The following is a 26,254-nucleotide window of genomic DNA, read 5'->3' as shown; positions in this document are numbered from 1 at the left end:
ACTAGAAGCCCATGCTCAAGTGTTCAGCGATGGGGCCCAACGCCAGCGTCGGCAGGAAAGTCAGGCCGCCCACCAGCAAAATGGTCACGGTCAACAAGGTCACGAACAGCGCGCCATGGGTGGGGAAGCTGTTCTGGCCAATCGGTGCGGTCTTCTTCATCGCCAGGCTGCCGGCCAGGGCCAGTACCGGGAGGATGTAGCCAAAGCGGCCGATCAACATGCCCAGGCCGAGCATCAGGTTATGGAATGGGGTATTGGCGCCGAGGCCGGCAAACGCCGAACCGTTGTTGGCACTGGCCGAGGTATAGGCGTAGAGCAACTGGCTGAAGCCATGGGGGCCAGGGTTGCTGATGGCACCTGCCGGGCCGGGCAGGCTGGCGGCGATGGCACTCAAGACCAATACGCCGACCGGCATAACCAGCAGAGTCACCACCAGCAATTGCACTTCCTTGGCCTGGAGTTTCTTGCCCAGGTATTCGGGGGTGCGGCCGATCATCAAGCCGGCGAGGAACACCGCGATCAACACGTTGAGCAACATGCCGTACATACCGGCACCCACGCCGCCGAAGATCACTTCGCCGACCATCATGTTCACCAGCGCGACCATCCCACTCAGGGGGCTGAGGCTGTCCTGCATGCCATTGACCGAACCGTTGGACGCCGCAGTGGTGGTCACCGACCACAGCACGGTACCGGTGGTGCCGAAGCGTGTTTCCTTGCCTTCCAACGGTGCGGTTTGCTCCACCGCCGGGTTGTTCAGGGTTGGATTGGGCTGGTACTCGGACCACAGCGACGTCGCGCCGCCGATCAGGAACAACGCCAGCATGCACGCGAGGATCGCCCGGCTCTGACGCAGGTCTTTGACGTAATGGCCGAAGGTAAACACCAACGCTACCGGGATCAGGATGATCGAGGCCACTTCAAACAGGTTGGCCCAGGCTGTCGGGTCTTCAAACGGATGCGCCGAGTTCACGCCGAAGAAGCCACCGCCGTTGGTGCCCAGTTGCTTGATCGCAATCTGGCTCGCGGCCGGCCCCAGGGGAATCACCTGATCCACGCCTTGCAGCGTGACCGCATCAACATAGTGGGCGAAGGTTTGCGGTACGCCCTGCCACACCAGAAACAGCGCGAGCACCAGGCACAACGGCAGCAGGCCGTAGAGGGTGGCGCGGGTCATGTCGACCCAGAAGTTGCCCAGGGTCTGGGCAGATTTGCGCCCGATCCCACGGCACAAGGCGACCAGGACGGCGAGACCGGTCGCCGCACTGACGAAGTTCTGCACCGTGAGGCCGGCCATCTGACTTAGATAACTTAGGGACGCTTCGCCGCTGTAGTTCTGCCAGTTGGTATTGGTCATGAAACTGACGGCGGTGTTGAACGCCAGGGTCCATTCCTGGCCCGGCAGTTTTTGCGGGTTCAGTGGCAGGGAGCCCTGGAATAACAGGATCGAGAACAACAACAAGAAGCCCGCCAGGTTGAATGCGAGCAAGGCCAGCATGTATTTCTGCCAGCTCTGCTCCTGCTGCGCATCCACGCCCGAGAGGCGATAACAGGCTTTCTCGACAGGCCCCAGTACCGGGGTGAGGCAAGTGCGCTGGCCTTCCATCACCTTGTAGTAGAACCGCCCCAAAAAGGGTGCCGGCACCAGTACCACGGCAAAGAAGGCGATGATCAGCCAATAGTCATAACTGTGCATAGCCCGCTCCTAGTTCCGATCCGCGCGTAACAGCGCAACCAGCAGATAAATGAACAGCGCCACGGCCAATAGCAGTGACACTCCGTCCAGAACGCTCATGGAAATTTCCCCGTCTTGCGGCGATTGCCGCGTGTGGGGGCATTGTCCGCAGGAGCGGTGTAAAGGAACGAGAGCGAGGGGCCGGGTGGGGCGTAAAGATGGCGTAAAGAGTGGGTTTAGCGGGGTTTACAGCGGGGTTTGCCGTGGCTGGGGGGGCCTCTTCGCGGGCAAGCCCGGCTCCCACATTCGACTGCGTTCTTTCAGTTAAAACTCGGTCAAGTGTGGGAGCGGGCTTGCCCGCGAAAGCGCCCGCCAAGGCACCACCGCACTTATGTGGTGCAACTCATGCCGCATTCAAACGCCAAACCGTCCCTTCGGCGACATAGGCATTGCTTTACGACATAGTTCTGAGGCTTGGCATAGCCACTGCAACACCTTGAATCATTCCAAACAGTTCAAGGAGCGCAGCACAATGAACACACAACTCAAACCCACATTGGGTACCTTGCATCTATGGGGCATTGCCGTGGGGCTGGTGATCTCCGGCGAGTATTTCGGCTGGAGCTACGGCTGGGGCGTCGCCGGTACCTTGGGCTTTCTGGTGACCTCGTTGATGGTCGCCGCGATGTACACCTGCTTCATCTTCAGCTTCACCGAACTGACCACTGCGATTCCCCACGCAGGAGGCCCCTTTGCCTACAGCCGTCGCGCCTTCGGTGAGAAAGGCGGCTTGATTGCCGGCTTGGCCACCTTGATCGAGTTCGTCTTCGCCCCGCCCGCGATTGCCCTGGCCATTGGTGCGTACCTGAACGTGCAGTTCCCGGCACTCGACCCCAAGCACGCCGCCGTCGGCGCTTATATCGTGTTCATGGGCCTGAATATCCTCGGGGTGAAACTCGCCGCCACCTTTGAGTTGGTCGTCTGCGTGCTCGCCGTCGCCGAACTGCTGGTGTTCATGGGGGTGGTCGCACCGGCGTTCAGCTTCAGCCACTTCGCCCTCAACGGCTGGGCCGGTTCCGACACCTTCGGCGCCCCGGCAATTGCCGGGATGTTTGCCGCCATCCCCTTCGCCATCTGGTTCTTCCTCGCCATCGAAGGCGCGGCCATGGCCGCCGAAGAAGCCAAGGACCCCAAGCGCACCATTCCAAAAGCCTACATCAGCGGCATCCTCACCCTGGTGATCCTGGCCATGGGCGTGATGTTCTTCGCCGGTGGTGTGGGTGACTGGCGCACCCTCTCGAACATCAACGACCCACTGCCCCAAGCGATGAAAACCGTGGTGGGTGACAGCTCCGGCTGGTTGCACATGCTGGTATGGATTGGCCTGTTCGGCCTGGTGGCAAGCTTCCACGGCATCATCCTCGGCTACTCGCGCCAGTTCTTCGCCCTGGCCCGTGCCGGTTACCTGCCGTCTTTCCTGGCCAAACTCTCACGTTTCCAGACACCGCACCGGGCCATCCTCGCCGGCGGCGTGGTGGGTATCGCCGCCATCTACAGCGACGGCCTGATCAACCTGGGCGGCATGACCCTGACCGCCGCGATGATTACCATGGCGGTGTTCGGTGCCATCGTCATGTACATCATGAGCATGCTCAGCCTGTTCAAACTGCGTAAGACCGAGCCGTTGCTGGAACGCACCTTCCGCGCGCCGGGCTACCCCATCGTGCCGGGTATTGCGCTGGTGCTGGCGGTGGTATGCCTGGTGGCAATGGCCTGGTTCAATGCCTTGATCGGGCTGATCTTCCTGGGCTTCATGGCGGTGGGCTTCATCTACTTCCAGCTGACCGCACAAGACCGTGTCGATGCGCCGGCAGATGCGATGTTGACCGGACAATAGCGCCTATGAGGCAGAACGGGCCTACACTGAACTACTCAGAAAGCCCGTGACTCAAAGCAGTCATTACCGTGGGAAACTTTCCCACGGACATCTGCCTCAAGGAGAGCCTTATGCCGTGGTATGCGTGGTTGATTATGGTAGTCGCGATCGGGTCGATCGTCGGAGGGCTGATGATGCTGCGCGACAGCGCCAACAAAGTCGAACTCACCGACGAACAACGCAAACGCGTGGCCGAGCGCAATGCGCAGGCGGATGCCAAGGATGCGCAAGACAGATAAATCGCGTGTAACCCCGTGGCGAGGGAGCTTGCTCCCGCTGGGCTGCGAAGCAGCCCCCTACTCCCACTTCGCCTTGGCAATATGCAACCCATGTTGCCCCTTATAGGCGGCACGCTCCGGCTGGCTCCAGCCACTGAGCAACTCATCCTCCAGCCTATAGATCTCAACCCCTAACGGACGACACACCGTCAACGGGTCCTGCGCCTCCGGCCCCCACATGGGCAGCGACAAATCCCCGCCAGGGCACGTCGACAACGCACACAGCAAATCAATCTCGGCAAAGAACTCCAGGTAATCGCCCTTCTGCGCCGGACAGGCCTTCATAAAGTACATGTCATCGTGATTGAGCCCGGTGCACTGGAAAATATTCAACACGTCATGCACATCGAACTCCGTCAGTCCGTGGGGCAATACCGCACGGGTCAGGTTCGAGTGGCAATGGTGATGAAAGTCCTCACCGGTCAACATACGGTTCACATAGGGGTCGCACCGCGTGCCCAACAAATCATGCAAACGCCCACCGTGCTCATCAATGCCGTAGCTGGCCAGGCTGTCATCGGTGATCGTGACCAAGGGCCTTAAAAAGGGCAGGTTCGACCACAACCGATCATGGGTGCTGACATGAGCGCCTTGCAGCTGACGAGTGCGCGCAGCCCACAAACGTTCGCGCGGATCGTTGGCGTTCCAGACATTAAAGTCCCCCACCTGCGGCCCCACCGGCGTGGTCACACGAAACACATGCCCGGCCGGCACCTTCCACGCCCTCCCCGTGCGGATCGGCACCTCGAACTGTTCGATCAACGTGCGCTGGCTTTTCTGATCACGAATACGCTCATAGAACGCCGTATCCACCTGCAACGCCGAACCTTTGCTGACCTGGTACGCGGCCGGGTAGTCTTTGTACATGGGGCATGTCCTCTATCAAGGGTGATCAAACAGGGCGAGGGAAAGGTGTTCTGAATCGTCCAGGTACAGGCTCATCGCCTCGCTGGCGGCCTGGGTTTGGTTGCGGGTTAGCAGTGTGTATATCTCATGGTCACGCTCCAGCCAGGGCGACTGGAAACGCTGCTCGTCAGGCGCGGCGCAGAACACCAGGCGCAACTGGGCAATCACCTGGGCGAAAAAACCGTCGAACAATGGGCTGCCCTTCAAGGCGACGATCTGTTGGTGGAACATAAGACTGTGGGTGGCCACGGCTCGCCAATCTTCGCGCTCCCGGGCCAAGTGGGTGGCGTCAATGGCGCTTTGCATACGTGTCGATTGAACGTCCGTCAGCGGCCGGCTGTGGGCAATCGCCTGCAACTCCAGGGTGCGGCGGACGACGAAGAGGTCACTTACTTCTGCCCGCTCCAGGCGCCGAACCATCACGCCCTTATTGCGGATATAGCGAGTAAGGCCCTCCTGGCCCAGACGATGCAGCGCCTCTCGAATCGTATTGCGTGATGAGTTGTAGGCCTTGACCAGATCAACCTCGACCAGCGGCATGCCTGGCAATAGCCGTCCACCGATAATGTCGGCGCGAAGCTCCAGGGCGATCTGATCGGCTAAAGACAAAGTGAGAGTCATCGTTACCTCAAGATTGTTGAACAATCACTAAGTAAGAGGTAACCACGTTTCGTGCCAATGCTGCCTGCGAATTACCAGGCGCTAGGTCCGATAAAGAAAAGGCCGGTCAATGACTGGCCTTCTGCGTTTTTATTACATCTTCAATCAATAACCAACCTGTCGCGATTCTTCTCCAGCAGTGCCTTGCCGATGCCTTTTACTTCCAGTAACTCATCCACCGCGGTGAACGGGCCGTTGCTTTCGCGATAGGCGATGATTGCCTTCGCCTTGGAAGCACCAATGCCGAATAGATCGCGACGCAGGGTCTCGGCGTCGGCGGCGTTGAGGTTGACCTTGGTGGATTGCTCGGTCTTGGTCATCTGGGTGGAGATAGGGGCTGGGGGTTCCGGCTTGATGGACGGCGCGGCGGTGGTGGCGACGGAGAGGCTGGTGAGGAAGGCGAAGATGAGGGATGAGATGTACAGGTTTTGCATTGGTGACGCTCCATGATATCGGTAAGAGAAAAAAGCAGCTTTTCCGAAGCTGCTTTTCTAACTTAGGCGATGGGTGGAGGGTGTCAAAATTGGGGGTATTACAAAGTATTAGAGAGCTGATTGAAGTCGCGTGCGGTTACGAATATCTAGCAACTTTCCAAATGGCCATCGATAACATCAAGGTCAGCAGAGAGCCCTGCAGACCCAGCATTACCGATGGACGTCGAGCGGAACAAAGAAGCACGACGCTGGAGCGCCGCACACTTCATATCGCGGCTTTTGTCTGTTCGGAGTAGGCAACCGGCGGGGCGTTGGTTTGCTCCTCCCGCTTTTTGCGCATGAATCTTTTTTCTACATGAACAAAAGTAAAGGTCGACAACGCAACGATGATCGGAATGGTCATGAAATTCACAGCCCAAAAAGTTACTTTATCAAGAGCAGCAAGATCGAGGAATACAGATAATAGCTTGAAGGACAAAAACAACACTGGCAAGTGGAGCAAATAAACACTGTAGCTAATATCACTGAGCCTGTTCAGGAACTGATAATGCAAAAAACGCGGATTGGAAATAGTAATACTTATGAAAAATATTGTGGCCAGAGCAAATCTCAACGCTCCGTAGCCAGGAACTTCAACCAGTCCGCACATCCAAATAAAAATAGATATAGCAACTATCATGAATGTGAATTTTATAGCTTTATTTGTAATACTTTTTTATGAATAACTGCTGCACCCATGCCTGACAGAAAGTATGCCCAGCACACCACGGCAGAAGTCCCCAGGTCAATGGCAGCAATCAGTATGGCCACCGTCATGATAACGGACCGATAGGGAGATCGGTAAAAAATTGCCACCATGGGTAGCACTGCATAAAAACGCCACTCATGAACCAACGTCCATGTTACGGAACTCAGAGGAACAAGAGATACGCCTCCAATTTTCATTGGATTGTCTATAAAATTAAACGTTACTAACCCTGCGATAGTGGTAATGGACTCTTTATTCAGAAATTCAAACCCTGAAAACGAAGCCGCAATAATAAACACTAAGAGTGATGTCAGATAGTAAAGCGGAGCCACCCTTCTGATTCTGGATACAAAAAAATCGCCCCAATCAATATCTTTACTCTTGATCACCTTGTCAAAAAAAAGAAAACCCGTTATGCAGAAAAAAATCTGCACACCAAAAGATCCGAGGTTTGGGTAAATTTGTCCCCACGCAGAAAAAACAGTATTTTTTACACCCAGATTTATTAGCACAAACGGGGCATGATTAACAAAAACAAATATAGCCGCTAGACCACGCAGGCCATTAATAAACTTGTACTCATGCTTAACTTCTGCACTTTCGATTTTCGAGCTAAATATCGAAGAAAAAGCAACAAACAATAGTATTATTGACAGCGTGAGCGTGATGACTTCAAGCGAATATTCAGTTTTCATTTATAAAGTTACTCATGCAATATCTTCCTGTTCGGGCTACGTCGGAGAAGCTCCATGGATGTTCAGGCGCGCGGGCTCTCCGTTCGCTTATCACGAGGTAGCGCGCATGGGAATATCACGATGCGTTACCCCGAGAGATTGTATTCTGTAAGCGTCATGCATGGGAAGAAAATGTAGAGCACTAAGACTCGTTGAATAGGCCCAGTTTCTGCCGTTTTCAGTAAACGCACGTTGTGGCCGACGGTGACGTGTCAACGAGTCGGCCATTTAACAGACGTTGGTTAATGCAAATACGCCATACATTTATTTAGTCATATAAAAGCACGAATATCTATAACGCAGAGATAACAGCACAGCCGTACTGTTATCTCCGACTAACATCTAAATCACAGCTCCAACCTTCTCTGCTGATAAGACCAGTCAACAATTTCGCCATCGGGAGTATAGCCGCTCACCGTTTCGCGCAACAATTGACGCACTTTACTGTAATCATGATTTTCAATAGCGCACAACAACTCCGTCAATCTCGGCCTCAATATGCCCCAAGACAAATAATCTTCGTTAGCGCTCATGATCATTGGGTGTTGCGTGGCATCGACATTATCGCCGATGAGTAATTCTTCGTAGAGTTTTTCCCCAGGCCGAAGCCCTGTAAACTCAATAGCGATATCGCCGAGCGGCTTTTTTTCTGAACGAACACTCAGGCCTGACAGGTGAATCATTTTCTCCGCCAATTCTGTGATTTTAACCGGCTCCCCCATATCCAATACAAAAACATCGCCTCCCTGGCCCATTGAGCCTGCCTGAATAACAAGTTGAGCCGCCTCAGGGATGGTCATGAAGTATCGAGTGATTTTCGGGTGAGTAACTGTTAACGGACCACCTGATTTAATTTGCTTGTGAAATAGCGGAATTACGGAACCAGAAGATCCCAAAACATTTCCAAAACGAACCATTGTGAAGCGAGTGTGATTTAGAGTAGGAACTGCATCATTGAAAAGCGCAGGTTCCAATTCACGACTGAGCGCCTGCAGCGTCATCTCCGCAAGCCGCTTGGTGCTTCCCATCACATTGGTAGGGCGTACCGCCTTATCAGTCGAAATAAGTACAAAATTAGCAACCTGTGAAACAATAGCTGCTTGAGCAGTATTTAACGTGCCAATAACATTATTCAGAAAACCTTCCGAAATATTATGCTCTACCATCGGCACATGTTTATAAGCAGCTGCATGATAGACTGTATTTACGTGCCAGGTTTTCATTACATCAACTAATTTATCCTGATGACGTATAGAACCCAGGATCGGAAGCAGTTTCACCCCTAACGAATCCCTTAATACTCGTGCCTCCAGCTCAGACATAATGCTATATAAATTGTATTCACTATGCTCAAAGAGAATCAGGGTCGTTGGTTGCAACTCGAGGATCTGGCGACACAGCTCAGATCCAATTGATCCCCCTGCGCCGGTAACCAGCACCACTTGGCCCCGTATGCAATGTTCCAGCAGATCTTCTTGTGCCGGTACAGGATCGCGCCCTAATAGATCGGCAATATCCACCTCTTGGATATCATCCACTTTGACCCGCCCACTGGCCAGGTCCATGAAGCCGGGAACACTACGCACGTGTAAAGGAAAACCTTCTAGAAATCCAAGAATTTCCCGACGACGTCCACGCGTCGATGAAGGTATCGCTAATAGAATTTCTTGAGCTCCTGTGGCATCGATCATTCGTTGGATATGTTTGGGCTTATAAACTTGAAGACCCGAGATCACCCGATCTGAAATAGTTGAGTCATCGTCAATAAACGCTACAGGCCTCATCAAGCGGCCCATGCGTAATGCGGCGACTAGCTGATTTCCCGCAGACCCGGCACCGTAGATAGCCACGCGTGGCAAACCATCGTCACGGTTAGTGAAAGGCACATGTTGAGCAGCGGTAAACCAGTCTCCCAAGAAGAATTGACGCAGTGCTAATCTCAATCCTCCTATCATGATGAGACTTAGCCACCAATAGTTAAAGATGATAGAACGCGGAACGACATTTTGGTGATTACTGTACCAATAAACAACCACACCAATAATTAGCGAAGAAAGGCTCACGGCCTTGACTATAGCGATTAACGCATCATTTCCAAAATAACGTAAAACTGCACGGTACATACCAAAATGTATAAACAGCGGTATAGTCACGATTGGCGCTGTCAAAAACAGCCAGGTGTGCAGCACAAACGGATTGATCATTTCATCGAGACCTATTCGCACGACAAAAGCCAACCAAAGCGCAAACCAGACTAGGAAAACATCAGTAACCACTTGTAAAATACGTTTATACCTGCGCGGGAGGCTTAATAAGCGCGCTCTCAGTGAGTTCATATTTTCCAAACCTCTCGCAGTTCTAACAATCCAAAATCCAAATATAAGCCCATCACTATTACGCTCTCGCCACTCCTAACTCTAACAACTTACCTCTTTGACTCCGGCCTTGAACTTCAGAGCTAGGGTAACGAGCGGGACATAGGCGATCAACATACCAACAGCACCATCAACTCTGTCAAATGCGACGAGCCACGCTATCGGTGCGAGCCAGACTAAGTTTATCAAAATCACACATAGCGTGACGGGGATGTGGGCATTAAAGGTACGCGAGGCGTATTGATAAGCGTGGCTGCGATGTGCCTCATATACTTTTTCACCACGTACTAGCCTACGCAGCAATGTGAATGTGGCGTCAACGATAAATACGCCTAGCAGGATCAGCCAGACCCATAGGAGCGTAGAGGAAAAAGAAACAGCTTTAAGCGAAATGATGGCCAGCGTAATACCCAGAAAGCCACTCCCCGCGTCGCCCATGAAAATTCGCGCCTTTGGAAAGTTCCAATAAAAAAAGCCTGCCGTCGCCAACGCTAAAAAGATAGGTGGCCATAACAACTCCTCATACCCCAACAACCAATAGATTAGAGCAGCAGAAGAGCACGCGCAGATAGCTTCAGCACTCGCCAAGCCGTCTATACCGTCCATGAAGTTGTAAAGATTCAACATCCACACAGCATATAAAACAGCTAACGCAGCGCCAACCCAGCCTAGGTTGACTTGTAATCCAAAAATCGTAACCGACGGTAACCCGCCAATCCAATATAACGCCCATACCGCTGCGAGGAAATGTCCTAACAAGCGCCAGCGAGCAGGTATGTGCCCATGGTCATCTAAAAATCCCAAAGCGGCTACCGTTAAACCCGCCAGGAATGATGCGAGAAAAAAAGCGTTATCAATCAAATCAAAAGAACGCATTAAACCAAGGGATATCAGAAACCCCACCACAATTGCGAGCCCGCCGCCGCGCGGGGTCGGTACCGAGTGTGAACTTCTGCTGTTAGGAATATCTAATACATTGCGCTGGAGGGCATAACGACGTAATAATCCTGTAAAAAAAATAGAACTTCCTATTGAAACAATCGCTATCCAGAACGTCATGTGCCAATCCCTACCTGCAATAATTTCGAAGTGAATCACTTTAATAAATGGAATTTTTGGCCTGCTTCGACCAAAGCTTCATCGGTCTTTTTCGCAGGAACCCAATTCAATAGTGTTTTAGATTTGGCAGTATCGACAACCAATGATCTACACAGCTGCGTGTATAACGAACGCTTCCCGAGCGCGCTGGCGACTGAACGCAATACAGGGTCAGGAAGGCTAAACAACCTTTCTTTTCGTTTCATGCCCGACGCGAGGAGCTTGATAATTTCGCTAATGGAAAAATCATCTCCATCAGAAACTAAAAACAGTTCGTTTGCAGCCAATGGATGCTCAATACAAAGCTCAACGAAATCCACCAGATTATCCAGCGCTATCATACTGCGCTTATTTTTCACGGCGGCGAAGGGCAACGGTAATCCCGACGCGATCAGCTTCAGAAGACGATTAAAATTGCCCGGTGCTTCCGCGGCATACACTAAAGGGGGTCGGATGACTGTCAACTCCATCGACTCTCCAGCAAGTAATTCTGCCAGCTCGCGCTCTGCCTTTAATTTCGAGCGCGCATAGTCTGCATGCGGCCGGGGCTCATCATTTTCCGTAAAAGCGGACTTATGCGTTTCTGCACCATTTACGCCAATAGAGCTAATGAATATAAACCGACGGACACCTGCTTTTATCGATTGCTTTGCTAAATTAATGGCACCTTCGACATTTATCCGTTCAAACTCCGTAACTGGATCCTCGCTTCCCGCATTCAACACGTGCGCGCGCGCAGCCAGATGGATAACGGTATCAACGCCTTGCAGGGCACGATTCCAATCAGTATTACCGTCTACCTCACCAGTCGAAAACATCTGAATATCAGATGGCACATCAGTAGAGGGCCTGCGGTAAGTGCCGACAACTGAATATTTGGCTGAACTGACGAGGTGCCCGGATAACGCCCGCCCAATAAAGCCATTCGCACCAGTAATAAGGATTTTCATTTAGTCCTGTCTAACACTTTCTGGTAAATTTTCAGAATTTTATCCAACATAATATCGAAAGTAAAATTTGTGCGATATCTGTATTGACCTGAAATGCCCTGCTTTTTTCGAAGCTCTGCGGATTTAATCAGTTGCGTCAATGCGTCGACCAGCCCTTGCTGATCCCCACGGTCTACCACGAAACCGTTATCACCATTCGCAACCAACTCAGACACCCCCCCTACGTTAGAGGCGATGACCGCAAGTCCACTGCGCATAGCTTCCAATATAGTCAGCGGTAACCCTTCCCAATCAGAAATCAAGATGAAAACGTCAGATCGCGAAAGCCTGATCGGAACGTCGTCACAAGCCCCTGAAAAAACTACTTTTTCAGCAATTCCCAGCTGTGCTGCCAATTTCCGGGCGCTTTCCAGTGTGGGGCCGTCGCCCACCAATTCGAGCTCCCAATTTTTGGTTTCCACTTTAGCAAGTGCTTCCAATAGGAATTTTTGGTTTTTAGGTACTTCGAACCTTGCAACCATGATCAAGCGTATTTGATCAGATTGTGTAAAGCTGACTCTATTGGAGCCCACCTCAGGCATGCCATTGTGGATGGTCAGAACAGTCTCTTCATCGCCCACTTTAGCCTTCAGAGCAAGTTGCCTGTCAAACTCAGAAACCGTAAGGATCTGGTCTGAAAAACGAGCCATTACTCTCTCAATATTACGGTACACGAAACGACGTTTCTCAGATACTCCTTCCGTAAAAGCCCAACCATGTGCTGTAAAGACCGCTGGCAAACCCAGACTTTTAGCGGCCAGCCGGCCTAGAATGCCAGCCTTGGAAGAATGCACATGGACGAGATCAGGTTTTAGCTTGGAAAGCATTGCTCGCAACTCAAAAAAGGCGCGAATATCTTTTCCAGGGCTGATTTCACGAACAAGATATTTCAATGAGTGGCACGACAGCCCCAAGTCCCGCGCTCGAGTATTAAAGACGCCCTCCCCGCCCACGAGGACATCGACGCTATGACCTGCTTTTGATGAGCCAAGCGCTAAATCAAGAAGATGCACACTGGCGCCGCCAATAACGTCCGAACGGGTGATGACATAAACAATTTTCACACTGCGCACCTTTTCAAAATCATTACCCAGGCCCAACTTTCCGGCTCAACCGAGTGACTATTTCTTGTCGATATACACATGCTAAAAAATACCGTTCAAGAATTGCCCGTGATCAAAATCATCAGGTCCGTGGTTGGGCATACAACTCCTCCCATCTACTAACCACAGACTCTAAGGAGAAGTTATCAACCACTCTTGATCTTGCAGAGATGACGAGTGACCTTTTCTGCTCGGGGGACAGACTAAGTGCTGAGATAATACCTTGACGTAGCGCTTCGGGGTTGAATGGCTCTACAAGATAGCCGCTGTCACCCAATACTTCTTTCACCCCACCGCAGTCTGTTGCGACCACTAACGTTTCGCATGACATCGCTTCGGCCACGACAAGCCCAAAGCCTTCCCATGCAGAAGACAAAATATACACGTCAGCAGCACAGTAGAATGAAGGAACGTCGTCACGACTCCCGAAAAATTTTATTTTCCCGTTTAAATTGGCCTTGTTAACATATAGCGCGAGATCAGCAGCCAAAGGGCCATCGCCTACTATCCACAAACATATATTTTCGTGATCATTTAAAACCAGCTTGAACGCATCTAACAGGCAAGGATAGTTTTTTGCTTCAACAAGACGTCCAACAGCCAAGAGAACTCTGGTAGAAGAGTCCACAGACTCTCTGGCACGAACTTCATTACGTACATGCTTATCAAATACAAAACGCCCGGTATCTATTCCATTGGGTACAAAGACCATACGCCCAGCAGATGAAGCGCCTTTTGCAATGAGTATATCAACCGCCTCTTGGCTTACATTCGTTGTAAGATCAGCTAAAAAATCCGTCAACCGGTAGGCCAGCATCTTCAGCTTGCCTCCTTCATTGGAACTATGTGCCGTACAAATCAGCTTGGGAATTTTGATAAATAAACGAATCATCCGCGCTATTAAGTTCGCGTGCACCATGTGGCTATGTATTACCCCGGGTTTAAATCGTCTAATCAATTTAACCAGATTATTAACCGCACGCATCATTCCGAATATGGTTTTATTACCATTTAGAGCAACCACCGTAACATTCGGATCTTCAGGAAGCACATCCGCGTCGCCCGTCAAATAAGCAATTACAACGTTATGCCCTCGTGCGCTCATCCGATCAGCAAGATTAACGACTTGCCTCTCGGCCCCGCCCATGCCCAACCCAGTAATAAAATATATAATATTCATCTAGGCCTTCCTAGAAACATATACAAAACGCACTGCACAGATCTGATTAAATTTTTAAACTTATAAAATACGGTCTTCTCACGCAAAAATTGCGACCAATAATAAATAAAAAACCCTTTAGGATTAGCCCTTAGATGGCGCGAAAAATTACGACTGTATCCATCCTCAAGGTAATCGCACAGATAAATAATTTTTCGTGTAAAAAATACGATATCGCCCGCATCTCCTATTTTATTCCAAATATATAGCTCGGGAACAAATTTCTCGCCCTTAAATATCGGAAAAGGAAATTTCGACATTACATCAGTTCTAAATATATAAGCCAAGTCACCTGCGAACAATTTTCCGGCCTCCGTCGGCGTAGAGACCAAGCTTTGCTCGGCTGTCTTTAAATCATTACCGAGTAACTCACCGCTGAAATACGCCTTACGATAGCACAAGCCCACTGTGCTATCCGTCGCTTTTGTGATGGACGCTATTATCGTTTCAACTGCGTCAGGCACCAGTGCATCATCGCTGTCTACAATGAAGATCCAATTTTTTTTCGCTGCTGCTATCCCGCTATTAATAGCCGCGTGCTTTCCAGCATTATTCTGCCTGATGGATGTCAGGTTAAAACCCAAATTTTCTTCCTTTAATTTTTCAACGAAATCCTGAGTCCCATCTAAACTCCCATCGTCTATTAGCACCCATTCAAACTCTTTTGAGCTTTGTTCAAGCAAGCTCTTGAGCAAACGAGGCAGAGTGTTATAACGATTATATGTTGCCGTTAAAATTGTTATCACTCAGTACGCTCCTCAAGATAAGTGACTGGTTTATATCGATAAGATAATATAAGAAACGTAACACACAGCATGAGTTCCGCCAGAATAAATCCAAAAACGATGCCGTTGACGTAATAGCTAATCGATAACACACTTGCCAGAATAATTGACACTACCGAGAATAATAGCATTGCAGAGCTCGCCACCTTATCCATACCACGAGGTATAAGCATGCATAAACCCAACGCTTGATTAGCCATTCTGAAGGGGATTATCCATACAAAAATCTGCAAAGTTGTCGTCGCCTGCTCGAAATCCGCCCCCAGTATTTTATTTATTAGAAACCCTCCTGCCAAAGAAATAAACAATGCACTTACCCCCCCCAGCAAGAACATCAGCCCGACAATAATCCAAGAAAGTCTGGATGCGTTTTTTTCAGAGTGAAGGTACTGCCTATTCAAATAAGGAAAAAAACCTATAAGTACCGGATTTATAAAACCCACAAATCCTCGTATAATTTTTTCAGCAGGAACATATCCTGAAACAGCGACTTTTCCACAAAGCAGTCCTACAAGAGCAGGCCCAGCGCTAAGCAAGATATTATTTGAGCTCTTATAGATGAAAACATGAAATCCTTTTCGAATCTGAAGCCATCCACCTAACAAGCTGAACCGAACGCGGCATCCATTTCGATAACATAAATAGTTCCCGAGCAACGTATTTGCCAAAGCAAATGTCGCTAAAATAGACAACGCCACCAAAGCATCAGTTGAATCCCGAACAAAAATAAACAAACATGAAAGGCTTGCAACACGCAACGCCACCTCCAAAAAGACGACAAGCGCAATCTTCTCGAGCCCTTGAAAAAACCAAAAAGGGCTAAATCCAAACGCTACAAAATACAAAAAACCCAAGCCTATCACTTCAGGCTCAAAGGCTGGCGAATTGAAAGACAAGTAAAAAAGCAGCGCAACGAAACTTATAATCGACGTAATTATTAGCTTTGCAGATAGGACTTCGCCAAACACCCGGGACAGTAACGAAATGTCAGTCTTAGCTAAGGACACTTGTCTGGCGGCGCTTAACGAAAAACCGTACTCCACAACAAGCGAAGATAGCAGAGCGACCGATTGAATCAAAACTACCTTGCCGTATTCCTGCACACCCAACGAGCGCGCCAGCACGGGAATTTCCAAGATAGGCACCAAATAACCAAAGAGCTGTACAAAAAAAAGTAGGCCCATGTTTTTAAATACGGTAAACACTTTAACACCCTACCTTCTGGCCATACCCGACATTGATCAAACCGGCATCATCATACTTATAAATACGAGAAAGCCAAGACACCATCAAAATCCAATAGCCCCACTCTGACATTTCAGTACTCAGCGGGTGAAAGAGCATGATAAAAATATAACAAAGCACACCTAAAATTGCGGCAAACTTAAAGAAAACATTATTATTTAGATCGAAACCCTGCACCAGTGACAACAAGAAAAACACAAACGGCATCAACATTAGAAACAAGAGTGCCAACTCACCCAGAACTCCTACGTCACCAAGCATGCCTAAATATACATTATGGATAACAATATTTTCTCCACCCACCACGCTAAATGAACTGCCGAATCCGCACCCGAATGGAAAGCATTTTTGAACGTTCGATATTCCGTCCCGTATCATCGCCGCCCTAACGGGGTCACCCTCAAACAAACGATTCAAGACCAATAATGAATCATGATTCGTCAGATCAACATTTGAAGAGAGCAGTACACAAATTCCTGCAATCAAGCAAAGTATTGCGACCAGCAAAGTTCTGATGGGAAATACCAAAAAACGCAAAAGAAAAAAGGAAAAGATGACAATCGCAAACCATAGAAAACCGGTTCGACTGGAGTCAGCCAACAATATATACACCGACGCCATTAAAACGCAGCCCGCAAAAATTGCACCTCTCATACGAGCCGTGAGTAACTTTGCAATGATATAGGGTGCAAAGAAAGCACAGACTTTCCACATTACACCAGGGTAGGCAAACTCACTGCCTTGTCGGCCATCGCCCAATTGAACATAGAATCCATCAAAAAAGAATTTCGACATTACAAATACGACGAGACCCACCATAATCGAAATCGAAGCGATCTTATAAAAATCGTTCAATTCCAGCAAACCCGAACAACTGTATATCACCAGAAATAATATATAGATAGCTATAAACTTGACGCCTTGATAAGCCGTATAGGCATCCGAGTTAATTACAGCAGAGATCATAAAAGCAAGTGTTATCAAAGCAAAACCGAGAGTGATAGAACTTACTTCCGACGACAACTTCAATCTACCGCCACTGCCATAAACCCCAAATACTAATACCCCTCCCCACAACAACCAGTAATTAAGCGAGCCAATAATATTCCTAGTGTCACCCAAGGTCACGAGTACGCTGGCTGCCAGCACGGCCAGAAAGGCGTAGCGTTTATTAGTTTTCATATCGACCTCAGAATAAGCTCAGTTGGAGCATGCGCCAGTTGCCAATCGAGCCATTCTCAGGTACCGATTAGGTGAAAGGGGCCACTGGAAAGGCCATAGGCCCGGCAGCGATAAAAACAATTTTACACTGCAATCGACGCTTCTATCTAGAATCTTCTGCCAAGTCAATTCTCAGAACACAAATATCAGATGGCAATTTGCCTTGACGATAAGGATCTCGGCTTTCACGCCCGCCCACCACTGAAACTCACCGTGGTGAACAACTCTCTGTACTAGAAGTTGAAGAAATCACTAAAGTTTCGACTCACGCAACGTGTGCTTTATTACCCGGAAGAAAGCGATTGCGCATCCAATAACCAAGCCTAGCAATAAACCACCGATTATGAGCAAGGGGCGGTTAGGGCTTACTTGGGAAGTAGGCTCTAGCGCTTCTTTATCAATGGCTACAAGCCTAAGGTTACTCATATCCTTATTCACACTCAGCAATCGTGCTTTCTCTGCGCGCAATGGCTGCACATCAGTCAGAAATAACTCATCGTTCACACGACTCTTCAAGACTTCAATCTCTCGATTGGACTCCAGCAGCTTTAGCTCTTTGGCAATTTGAGAAATCCGTCGCTCAGTGAAGTCATTAGACTTCCGCTGTAGCAAGACCGTACGCTCAGCTTCAAGCGCATTGACCCCCATAAAATACAACGGAATTTGCTGATTGTTAATTTCTGTTCGCATGCTGACAGACCCAGAATGTGCATCGTCACCGACAGAGGTCGGTGAAGCAGGCATCATAATGTTCAATTTCTTAGCAATTGTTATGGCCTCATTGAGCTCTGCAATTCGATTCGAATTTAAACTATGAAGTTGCGTCCGGAGCCCTTGAAGCTCGTCTTGTAGCTGAGCTCGGCGAATTCTATCTGACTCAGAAAGTGATGCAATTCTTGCTTCCTTCCATGTGTCATAGCTTGAACGGGCTGCGGCCAACCTGCCGTCGATCTCCTTTAAACGGTTATTGATAATAACTGTCAAATCCGCCGATATATGATCACGCTCATTTTCTATTGCATAGTCCACAAATCCATTGAGTATTGAAACCCCATCGATCCCTTTGGGATAGTTCAGCTCAAGCTTCAAATAAGAACTGAGCGAATCAACTTTATCTTTATCAGACAACATCAAACTTATAGATTTTTTATTGAACTCTTCAAACGCCTGCTGAAGATTACGTCCAGGTCGCACAAATCCCTCGAAGAGCTTTTGATGGGATCTAAAAAACTCCATACGAATCTCGTACGACTCTAAGGCCATACCGACCCGCACCAAGGCCTCACCAGGAGGTAAAACGTAAACTTCCGAGCGATTAAGTGCATCCAATTCATTAATCGCAGCAGGCCGAAGCACACTGCTCACTTTGTATTCTGGCGTGACCGAAAATGCATATGCCGCAAAAATCGATGCAATCAGTGCACTCGCGGAGAAAATGATTGTTTTTTGACGCCAAATATTTGTTATAAGCGCCAACGAATCAATTTTTTTATGCTGGGGGATGAGGACGGAGCGTAAGCTACTACTCACAACAAAAACCTGCCTTCAGAGAGAAACTGCGGGCTCGTTATGCAAAACAGATTGTGTCTTTTCTTATTTTAATTGGATGACCGCTAAAACCCAGCTTCGTTGCTAAATTTTGAGCGCACAAAATGCCCGTTATCGAGAACAGATTCCATTCTGCCATCTCTTTGGCATATTACAAGTCTTGATATGTATGTAGGATGATTCTGGGTTTTCCGTGGGAACTGTCGCAACCCACCAGCCTAGGTCGCTACGCAGCTCAAAGCGCTTAACATAATTGGGTTTCTGACAAACGGTCACCAACACCGCTGATCCCCATCACAACTGCCAACCAAGACTTAAACCTTAAGCCACCGCCTTACCCCGACGCCTACGCCTACGCACAACCATCCCCAACACCGGCCCAATCAACATCCCCAAAATCAAAGCCACCACCACAAACACCGCCACCGGCATCTGCGCAGTACTCCACCCCAGGAATGACAGCGCAACACCCTGCTGGTTCTCCAGCACAAATGCCAGAACCACCAAAGCCGCAAGCACCGCAATCAACACCGCAACAACGCGCTTAACCCCACGCATGCCCTTCTCCTTACTCAAAAAAACTCAGACGCCTTCTTCCTCTTCTTCGTTCACCCGATCGCGCAATTCCTTGCCCGGTTTGAAGTGGGGAACGAATTTGCCGTCGAGGCTGACGGATTGGCCGGTTTTTGGGTTGCGGCCTACGCGCGGTGCGCGGTAGTGCAGGGAGAAGCTGCCGAAGCCGCGGATTTCGATGCGATCTCCGGTGGCCAGGCATTGGGACATTTGCTCAAGCATGGTCTTGATAGCCAGCTCCACATCCTTGGATGAGAGCAGCCCTTGATGGGTGACAATTCGTTCGATCAACTCCGACTTCGTCATATTTTTCCCTTCTTTTTCAAGCAGCTAGGAAAAGCGCTCCGAAGGTTTTAGCATGAGTTGATGAATTTGAACAGCCCATGTGTCAACTTATGTGGGGCTGAATAAACACGCTCAGCGAGCGGTCAACCCCTTACTTACAGATCACCAACATGGTCCGCGTCACCGCGCCAGCAGGGTTCCAGCCGAACAGGTAGTCGCCCTCTTCGTCCTCCGCATCACTGGAGCGGGTAATGACCTTATAGCCCTGCATCTTGCACTCACGGGCGGCGCGTTTTTCGCATTTTTCCCACTTATTACCCAAGCCAGAGCAGTCGATCTCGATGCCGCTGACGCCACGCTTGGCGTGGGTCTTGGCGCTGGTAGAGGAGCAGCCTGCAAGCGCCAGCAAAGCGAATACTACGATAATTCTGTTCATTCAAACCCTTATTGAGTCAGCAACGCGAAATAGCCGTTTTTAAAACTATAGTCAGTTCTGACATTGGGCTGAACACCTTCGTTCGGTGCAGTTGCTTCATCAAATTTCAGGCACAAAAAAGGGCGACCGAGGTCGCCCTTTTTCTACAGCTTTACAGAACTTAGTTCTGCTTAGCCATTGCCTGGCGCAGCAGTGCCGCCATGGTGGTGTCAGCAGCAGCTTCCGGAGCAGCTTCTTTCAGGCTCTGGATAGCTTCTTTCTCTTCCACTTCGTCCTTCGACTTGATGGAGAGCTGAATCACGCGGCTCTTGCGGTCAACGCTGATGATCTTGGCTTCTACTTCCTGGCCTTCTTTCAGAACGTTGCGCGCGTCTTCAACGCGGTCACGGCTGATTTCGGAGGCTTTCAGAGTCGCTTCGATATCGTCGGCCAGAACGATGATGGCGCCTTTGGCGTCAACTTCTTTCACAGTGCCTTTAACGATGGCGCCTTTGTCGTTCTCTTGAACGTACTCGGAGAACGGATCGCTTTCCAGTTGCTTAATACCCAGGGAGATGCGCTCGCGCTCTGGGTCAACCGACAGGATAACGGTGTCCAGCTCGTCGCCCTTCTTGAAACGACGAACAGCTTCTTCGCCAACTTCGTTCCAGGAGATGTCGGACAGGTGAACCAGGCCGTCGATGCCGCCGTCCAGACCAATGAAGATACCGAAATCGGTGATCGACTTGATGGTGCCGGAGATTTTATCGCCCTTGTTGAACTGGCCAGAGAAATCTTCCCATGGGTTAGATTTGCACTGCTTGATGCCCAGGGAGATACGACGACGCTCTTCGTCGATGTCCAGAACCATAACTTCCACTTCGTCGCCGACTTGTACGACTTTCGAAGGGTGGATGTTCTTGTTGGTCCAGTCCATTTCGGAAACGTGTACCAGGCCTTCCACGCCTTCTTCCAGCTCTGCGAAGCAGCCGTAGTCGGTCAGGTTGGTAACACGCGCGGTTACGCGAGTGCTTTCTGGGTAACGAGCCTTGATAGCAACCCATGGATCTTCGCCCAGCTGCTTCAAGCCCAGGGAAACGCGGTTACGCTCACGATCGTACTTCAGAACCTTGACATCGATCTCGTCGCCAACGTTGACGATTTCGGAAGGATGCTTGATACGCTTCCAAGCCATGTCGGTAATGTGCAGCAGGCCATCGACGCCACCCAGATCGACGAATGCGCCGTAATCGGTGAGGTTCTTGACGATACCTTTGACTTGTTGGCCTTCCTGCAGGGATTCCAGCAGAGCTTCACGCTCGGCGGAGTTCTCTGCTTCCAGCACGCTGCGACGGGAAACGACAACGTTGTTGCGCTTCTGGTCGAGCTTGATGACTTTGAATTCGAGTTCTTTGCCTTCCAGGTGCGTGGTGTCGCGCACTGGACGAACGTCGACCAAAGAACCTGGCAGGAACGCACGGATGCCGTTAACGTCGACAGTGAAGCCGCCTTTAACCTTACCGTTGATAACGCCCTTGACCACTTCTTCAGCTGCGAAGGCTGCTTCGAGAACAATCCAGCATTCAGCGCGCTTGGCTTTTTCACGGGACAGCTTGGTTTCACCGAAACCGTCTTCAACCGAGTCCAGAGCAACGTGAACTTCGTCACCGACATTGATAGTCAGGTCACCAGCATCGTTGTAGAACTGTTCCAGCGGGATCAGAGCTTCAGACTTCAGACCAGCGTGAACGGTTACCCAGCGAGCTTGGTAATCGATATCAACGATAACACCGGTGATGATGGAGCCTGCCTGAAGGTTCAGGGTTTTTAGGCTTTCTTCAAAGAGTTCCGCAAAGCTTTCGCTCATTTTAATTCCTGTTGATAAGGGCGAAGAATACGCCCATCTCCACACCCCAGACGGTGTGGGTCAGTTTCAGTTAAAAGAAGCCACCGCAGGACTATGACTGGTCCCCTGCGGCCTTCTTGATCACCCGGCGATATCGCGAATGGCGATTTCACTCATGATGCGTTCCAGCACCTGCTCGATGGACAGCTCCGTGGAATCCAGCTGTATGGCGTCAGCCGCCGGTTTGAGCGGGGCTACCGCACGCTGGGTATCACGCTCATCGCGTGCACGGATCTCATCTAGCAGACTCGACAGACTAACACCATCGACTTTGCCCTTCAACTGCAAGTAACGGCGGCGTGCCCGCTCCTCGGCGCTGGCGGTCAGGAAAATCTTCAGCGGCGCCTCGGGAAACACCACCGTGCCCATGTCGCGGCCATCGGCCACCAGGCCCGGCGCCTCCTGGAATGCGCGCTGGCGCTGCAGCAGCGCCTCGCGCACGGCGGGCAGCGCAGCCACTTGGGAGGCGCCCGCGCCGATACTCTCGGTGCGAATCACATCGCTGACTTCATCACCTTCCAGAATGATGCGCTGCAACTGACCCTCGGTCGCCGCAATGAACTGCACATCCAGATGGGCGGCAAGCTTCGTCAGCAATTCTTCGTTGGTCAGGTCAACACCATGGTTGTGCGCAGCAAACGCCAGCAGGCGGTACAGCGCGCCAGAATCCAGCAGGCACCAACCCAGGCGCTTGGCCAGAATGCCAGCGATTGTGCCTTTGCCCGAGCCACTAGGCCCGTCGATGGTAATCACCGGTGCTTTGATATTCACAATTGAGCCTCTTGGGCAACACGGATGCCGACTTGGGCACACAGTGTCAGAAAGTTCGGAAAAGACGTAGCAACATTGGCGCAGTCAAGGATACGAATAGGCGCCATCGCCCGCAGGGAAGCCACACTGAACGCCATGGCAATCCGGTGATCGCCATGGGCATGCACTTCACCGCCGCCCATCGGGCCACCGTCAATGATAATCCCATCAGGCGTGGGTTCACACTTCACGCCCAGGGCCAACAGACCGTCGGCCATCACCTGGATACGATCGGACTCCTTGAGCCGCAACTCCTCGGCACCGCGCAAAACGGTGCGACCTTGAGCGCAGGCTGCGGCAATAAACAGCACAGGGAACTCATCAATCGCCAACGGCACCAGGGCCTCTGGAATTTCGATGCCCTTGAGCGCGGCGGCACGCACGCGTAAATCCGCAACCGGCTCGCCGCCCACCTCGCGCTGATTTTCGAGGGCGATATCAGCCCCCATCAGCCGCAGGATATCGATTACCCCGGTGCGGGTCGGGTTGATACCGACATGCTCCAGCAGCAGCTCGGAGCCCTCGGCAATCGAGGCCGCCACCAGGAAAAACGCCGAAGACGAAATATCCCCCGGCACTTCAATACGCGTAGCGGTCAACCCATGCCCCGACGCCAGCGACGCCGTCGCGCCCTGCACCGCCACCGGGTAACCAAAGCCGCGCAGCATGCGCTCGGTATGGTCGCGGGTCGGTGCTGGCTCGGTCACCGAGGTTTTACCCTCAGCGTACAACCCCGCCAACAACAGGCAGGATTTCACCTGGGCACTGGCCATGGGCAGTACATAGTTCAAGCCTTTGAGCGACTGCCCACCACGAATGCTCAGTGGCGGACGCCCGTCCGGCCCCGTCTCGATGATTGCGCCCATTTCCCGCAGCGGCTTGGCTACGCGGTTCATCGGGCGCTTGGACAGCGAGGCATCGCCGGTCAGCACGCTGTCGAAGCGCTGCGCCGCCAATACACCGGCCAACAGGCGCATCGATGTGCCGGAATTACCCACATAGATCGGCCCCGGCGCAGCCTTCAGGCCATGCAGGCCGACACCGTGAATGGTCACGCGCCCATGGTGCGGGCCCTCGATCACCACGCCCATGTCGCGAAAGGCCTGCAAGGTCGCCAGGGCATCTTCACCCTCAAGGAAGCCCTCCACCTCGGTCACACCTTCGGCCAACGACCCCAGCATGATCGAGCGATGAGAGATCGACTTGTCACCCGGCACGCGGATGCGCCCGCTCAAGCGGCCACCCGGGCTGGCGATGAAGGTCAAGTCATCGGTGCTCACTGCGGTTTCCATGTAGGCCCGGCGCGCGAGGATCTTGCTGAAATGTTCACGCGCCACCCGCGCACGGGTGAACACGCCCAGCAGTTGATGGCCGTCTCCCGCATCCACCGCGTCGCGCAAGGCGTCGAGGTCACTGCGGAAGGTGTCCAGAGTGCGCAACACCGCTTCGCGATTGGCGAGGAAGATGTCGTGCCACATCACCGGATCGCTGCCGGCAATACGCGTGAAATCGCGGAAGCCGCCGGCGGCGTAACGGAAAATCTCGAGGTTCTCGTTGCGCTTGGCCAGCGAATCCACCAGGCCAAATGCCAACAGATGCGGCAAGTGGCTGGTCGCTGCCAACACTTCGTCGTGACGCTCGACCTGCATATGCTCTACATCCGCGCCCAGCTCGCGCCAGAGACGATCCACCACTGCCAACGCCGTGGGATCGGTTTGCGCAAGCGGCGTCAGGATGACCTTATGCCGACGGAACAGCTGCGCATTGGATGCCTCCACCCCGCTCTGCTCGGACCCAGCGATTGGATGGCCCGGCACAAAGCGCGGCGGCATCCCACCAAACGCCAATCGTGCCGCACGCACCACGTTGCCTTTGGCGCTGCCCACATCGGTAAGAATCGCTTGCCCGAGGTCCATACCAGCCAGTACCGCCAGCAATTTCTCCATGGCAAGGATCGGCACGGCGAGCTGGATCACATCCGCGCCCTGGCACGCAACGGCCAGGTCCGCTTCACAGCGGTCCACCACGCCCAACTCCACCGCCAACTTGCGCGACTGCGGGTCGAGGTCCACGCCCACCACTTCGCCACACAGCCCGCTTTCACGCAGGCCCTTGGCGAAGGAGCCACCGATCAACCCCAGGCCGACCACCACCAGGCGACCGATCATAGGCACAGCAGGTTGCAATGCAGTGACATCAACCACGGGCCAGAACCTTGGCCAACGCCTCAAGGAAGCGGCTGTTCTCAGCCGGCAAACCGATGGTGATACGCAGATGGTTCGGCATGCCATAGTTGGCCACCGGGCGCACGATCACGCCCTCGCGCAGCAAGCCCTGGAACACCGGCGCAGCCACCTGGCCGAGGTCGACGCAGATGAAGTTGCCCTTGGACGGAATCCAGCCCAGGCCCAGCTCACGAAAGCCTTCCTGCAATTGCAGCATGCCGCTTTCGTTGAGACGACGGCCTTCTTCCAGGTATTCGGCATCCTTCACCGCCGCACAGGCGGCCGCCAGGGCCAGGCTGTTGACGTTGAACGGCTGGCGCACGCGGTTCAGCACATCGGCTACCACGGGGGTGGACAAGCCATAACCGACCCGCAACGACGCCAGGCCATAAGCCTTGGAGAACGTACGCGACACCAGCAGGTTCGGGTAGGCCGCGAGGAAATCCAGGCCATCGGGCAGGTCGCTGCCTTCGGCGTACTCGATGTAGGCTTCGTCCAGCACGACCAGCACATGCCCCGGCACGTCCTGCAGGAATTCGTTCAGTGCCTGCTCGTCAAACCAGGTGCCGGTCGGGTTGTTCGGGTTGGCGATAAACACCACGCGAGTCTGGGCATCGATGGCCGCCAGCATCGCCGGCAAGTCATGGCCCCAGTCCTTGGCAGGAATCACGCGAGCATCCGCCCCCACCGCCTGAGTCACGATCGGGTAGACCGCAAACGCGTGCTCGCTGAACACCGCATTCAAGCCTGGCGCCAGGTAAGCACGGGCGACCAGCTCAAGGATGTCGTTGGAGCCATTGCCCAGGGTCACCTGGTTCAGCTCGACCCGGCATTTGTCCGCCAGCAAAGACTTGAGCGCAAAACCGTTGCCATCGGGATAACGGGTCAGTTCGGCCAGCTCTTCACGAATCGCCGCCAACACTTTGGGGCTCGGGCCCAGCGGGTTTTCGTTACTCGCCAGCTTGACGATTTTGGACGGGTCCAGATTCAACTCGCGGGCCAGTTCGTCCACAGGCTTGCCTGGAACGTAAGGCGAGAGTTGTTGCACGCCCGGCTGCGCCAGGGCGAGGAAGTTGCCACTCATGT

Annotated in this window: 25 protein-coding genes; 2 read left to right on the top strand and 23 right to left on the bottom strand. The window is 52.0% G+C overall.

The genetic code is table 11. From position 1 onward, the window contains the following. Nucleotide 1 precedes the first annotated feature (1 nt). Nucleotides 2–1,696, bottom strand: a complete 1,695-nt coding sequence (gene kdpA, locus OC445_RS05630; protein WP_054898469.1) for a potassium-transporting ATPase subunit KdpA — start codon at nt 1,694–1,696, stop codon at nt 2–4. 9 nt (nt 1,697–1,705) lie between these two features. Continuing rightward, a complete protein-coding gene (gene kdpF, locus OC445_RS05625; protein ID WP_003218754.1) occupies nt 1,706–1,795 on the bottom strand; it encodes a K(+)-transporting ATPase subunit F in 90 nt (29 codons plus the stop codon). Between the two features lie 412 nt (nt 1,796–2,207). Between kdpF and eat the strand changes: the two genes are divergently transcribed. Both eat and OC445_RS05615 read left to right on the top strand, forming a co-directional pair. Then, on the top strand, nt 2,208–3,572 hold the full coding sequence (gene eat, locus OC445_RS05620) for an ethanolamine permease (protein WP_034126709.1): 1,365 nt from the start codon (nt 2,208–2,210) through the stop codon (nt 3,570–3,572). A 110-nt stretch (nt 3,573–3,682) separates the two neighbouring features. Continuing rightward, a complete protein-coding gene (locus OC445_RS05615) occupies nt 3,683–3,850 on the top strand; it encodes a DUF2897 family protein (RefSeq protein ID WP_003172675.1) in 168 nt (55 codons plus the stop codon). 57 nt (nt 3,851–3,907) lie between these two features. On the opposite strand, the gene OC445_RS05610 is transcribed toward OC445_RS05615, so the two are convergent. The 21 genes from OC445_RS05610 to hisC form a co-directional block, all read right to left on the bottom strand. Then, on the bottom strand, nt 3,908–4,756 hold the full coding sequence (locus OC445_RS05610) for an urea carboxylase-associated family protein (protein WP_054898468.1): 849 nt from the start codon (nt 4,754–4,756) through the stop codon (nt 3,908–3,910). Between the two features lie 15 nt (nt 4,757–4,771). Beyond that, nucleotides 4,772–5,416: a GntR family transcriptional regulator gene (locus OC445_RS05605; protein ID WP_054898467.1), complete on the bottom strand. Its 645-nt coding sequence runs from the start codon at nt 5,414–5,416 to the stop codon at nt 4,772–4,774. Nucleotides 5,417–5,556: 140 nt separating this feature from the next. After that, nucleotides 5,557–5,889 carry a ComEA family DNA-binding protein gene (locus tag OC445_RS05600; RefSeq protein WP_054898466.1) on the bottom strand — a complete coding sequence of 111 codons (333 nt, stop codon included), beginning with the start codon at nt 5,887–5,889 and terminating at the stop codon, nt 5,557–5,559. A gap of 265 nt (nt 5,890–6,154) precedes the next feature. Further along, nucleotides 6,155–6,568: an acyltransferase family protein gene (locus tag OC445_RS05595; RefSeq protein ID WP_103299299.1), complete on the bottom strand. Its 414-nt coding sequence runs from the start codon at nt 6,566–6,568 to the stop codon at nt 6,155–6,157. A gap of 11 nt (nt 6,569–6,579) precedes the next feature. Continuing rightward, entirely contained in the window at nt 6,580–7,332 is a 753-nt protein-coding gene (locus tag OC445_RS05590) for an acyltransferase family protein (protein ID WP_262020009.1), read from the bottom strand. Nucleotides 7,333–7,718: 386 nt separating this feature from the next. After that, nucleotides 7,719–9,707: a polysaccharide biosynthesis protein gene (locus OC445_RS05585; protein WP_054898464.1), complete on the bottom strand. Its 1,989-nt coding sequence runs from the start codon at nt 9,705–9,707 to the stop codon at nt 7,719–7,721. Nucleotides 9,708–9,788: 81 nt separating this feature from the next. Then, a complete protein-coding gene (locus OC445_RS05580) occupies nt 9,789–10,805 on the bottom strand; it encodes an MraY family glycosyltransferase (RefSeq protein WP_054898463.1) in 1,017 nt (338 codons plus the stop codon). 35 nt (nt 10,806–10,840) lie between these two features. Then, nucleotides 10,841–11,794, bottom strand: coding sequence for an NAD-dependent epimerase/dehydratase family protein (locus OC445_RS05575; RefSeq protein ID WP_054898462.1), 954 nt, complete (start codon nt 11,792–11,794; stop codon nt 10,841–10,843). Further along, a complete protein-coding gene (locus tag OC445_RS05570) occupies nt 11,791–12,933 on the bottom strand; it encodes a glycosyltransferase family 4 protein (RefSeq protein ID WP_082423451.1) in 1,143 nt (380 codons plus the stop codon). The genes OC445_RS05575 and OC445_RS05570 overlap by 4 nt, the downstream gene beginning before the upstream one ends. 85 nt (nt 12,934–13,018) lie before the next feature. Then, the gene (locus OC445_RS05565) at nt 13,019–14,116 is read right to left on the bottom strand and encodes a glycosyltransferase (RefSeq protein WP_054898460.1); all 1,098 of its coding nucleotides are present in this window, start codon (nt 14,114–14,116) and stop codon (nt 13,019–13,021) included. Next, entirely contained in the window at nt 14,113–14,901 is a 789-nt protein-coding gene (locus OC445_RS05560; protein ID WP_198790765.1) for a glycosyltransferase family 2 protein, read from the bottom strand. Before OC445_RS05560 ends, OC445_RS05565 begins: the two co-directional genes overlap by 4 nt. Continuing rightward, the gene (locus OC445_RS05555; protein ID WP_054898458.1) at nt 14,898–16,145 is read right to left on the bottom strand and encodes an oligosaccharide flippase family protein; all 1,248 of its coding nucleotides are present in this window, start codon (nt 16,143–16,145) and stop codon (nt 14,898–14,900) included. The genes OC445_RS05560 and OC445_RS05555 overlap by 4 nt, the downstream gene beginning before the upstream one ends. 1 nt (nt 16,146) lies before the next feature. Continuing rightward, nucleotides 16,147–17,367 (bottom strand): hypothetical protein, encoded by a 1,221-nt coding sequence (locus OC445_RS05550; protein ID WP_054898457.1) that lies wholly within the window; start codon nt 17,365–17,367, stop codon nt 16,147–16,149. Between the two features lie 291 nt (nt 17,368–17,658). Then, a complete protein-coding gene (locus OC445_RS05545) occupies nt 17,659–18,936 on the bottom strand; it encodes a hypothetical protein (RefSeq protein ID WP_054898456.1) in 1,278 nt (425 codons plus the stop codon). 339 nt (nt 18,937–19,275) lie between these two features. Continuing rightward, nucleotides 19,276–19,512 (bottom strand): lipopolysaccharide assembly protein LapA domain-containing protein, encoded by a 237-nt coding sequence (locus tag OC445_RS05540; RefSeq protein WP_198790766.1) that lies wholly within the window; start codon nt 19,510–19,512, stop codon nt 19,276–19,278. A 24-nt stretch (nt 19,513–19,536) separates the two neighbouring features. Further along, nucleotides 19,537–19,833 carry an integration host factor subunit beta gene (gene ihfB / locus OC445_RS05535; protein ID WP_003189779.1) on the bottom strand — a complete coding sequence of 99 codons (297 nt, stop codon included), beginning with the start codon at nt 19,831–19,833 and terminating at the stop codon, nt 19,537–19,539. Nucleotides 19,834–19,963: 130 nt separating this feature from the next. Next, nucleotides 19,964–20,248 carry a lipoprotein gene (locus tag OC445_RS05530; protein ID WP_034126690.1) on the bottom strand — a complete coding sequence of 95 codons (285 nt, stop codon included), beginning with the start codon at nt 20,246–20,248 and terminating at the stop codon, nt 19,964–19,966. A 160-nt stretch (nt 20,249–20,408) separates the two neighbouring features. Further along, on the bottom strand, nt 20,409–22,094 hold the full coding sequence (rpsA, locus tag OC445_RS05525; RefSeq protein WP_003189774.1) for a 30S ribosomal protein S1: 1,686 nt from the start codon (nt 22,092–22,094) through the stop codon (nt 20,409–20,411). 120 nt (nt 22,095–22,214) lie between these two features. Continuing rightward, on the bottom strand, nt 22,215–22,904 hold the full coding sequence (cmk, locus tag OC445_RS05520; protein WP_003189772.1) for a (d)CMP kinase: 690 nt from the start codon (nt 22,902–22,904) through the stop codon (nt 22,215–22,217). Then, nucleotides 22,901–25,111: a bifunctional prephenate dehydrogenase/3-phosphoshikimate 1-carboxyvinyltransferase gene (locus tag OC445_RS05515; protein ID WP_233097298.1), complete on the bottom strand. Its 2,211-nt coding sequence runs from the start codon at nt 25,109–25,111 to the stop codon at nt 22,901–22,903. The genes cmk and OC445_RS05515 overlap by 4 nt, the downstream gene beginning before the upstream one ends. 28 nt (nt 25,112–25,139) lie before the next feature. Next, nucleotides 25,140–26,252: a histidinol-phosphate transaminase gene (gene hisC, locus OC445_RS05510; RefSeq protein WP_057975720.1), complete on the bottom strand. Its 1,113-nt coding sequence runs from the start codon at nt 26,250–26,252 to the stop codon at nt 25,140–25,142. Nucleotides 26,253–26,254: the final 2 nt, after the last annotated feature.

The sequence above is a fragment of the Pseudomonas sp. Pse35 genome (genome assembly GCF_024519715.1).
Taxonomy (GTDB): domain Bacteria; phylum Pseudomonadota; class Gammaproteobacteria; order Pseudomonadales; family Pseudomonadaceae; genus Aquipseudomonas; species Aquipseudomonas paracarnis.
Note: the sequence above shows the minus strand (reverse complement) of the source record. Positions and strands in the feature narration are given on the sequence as shown.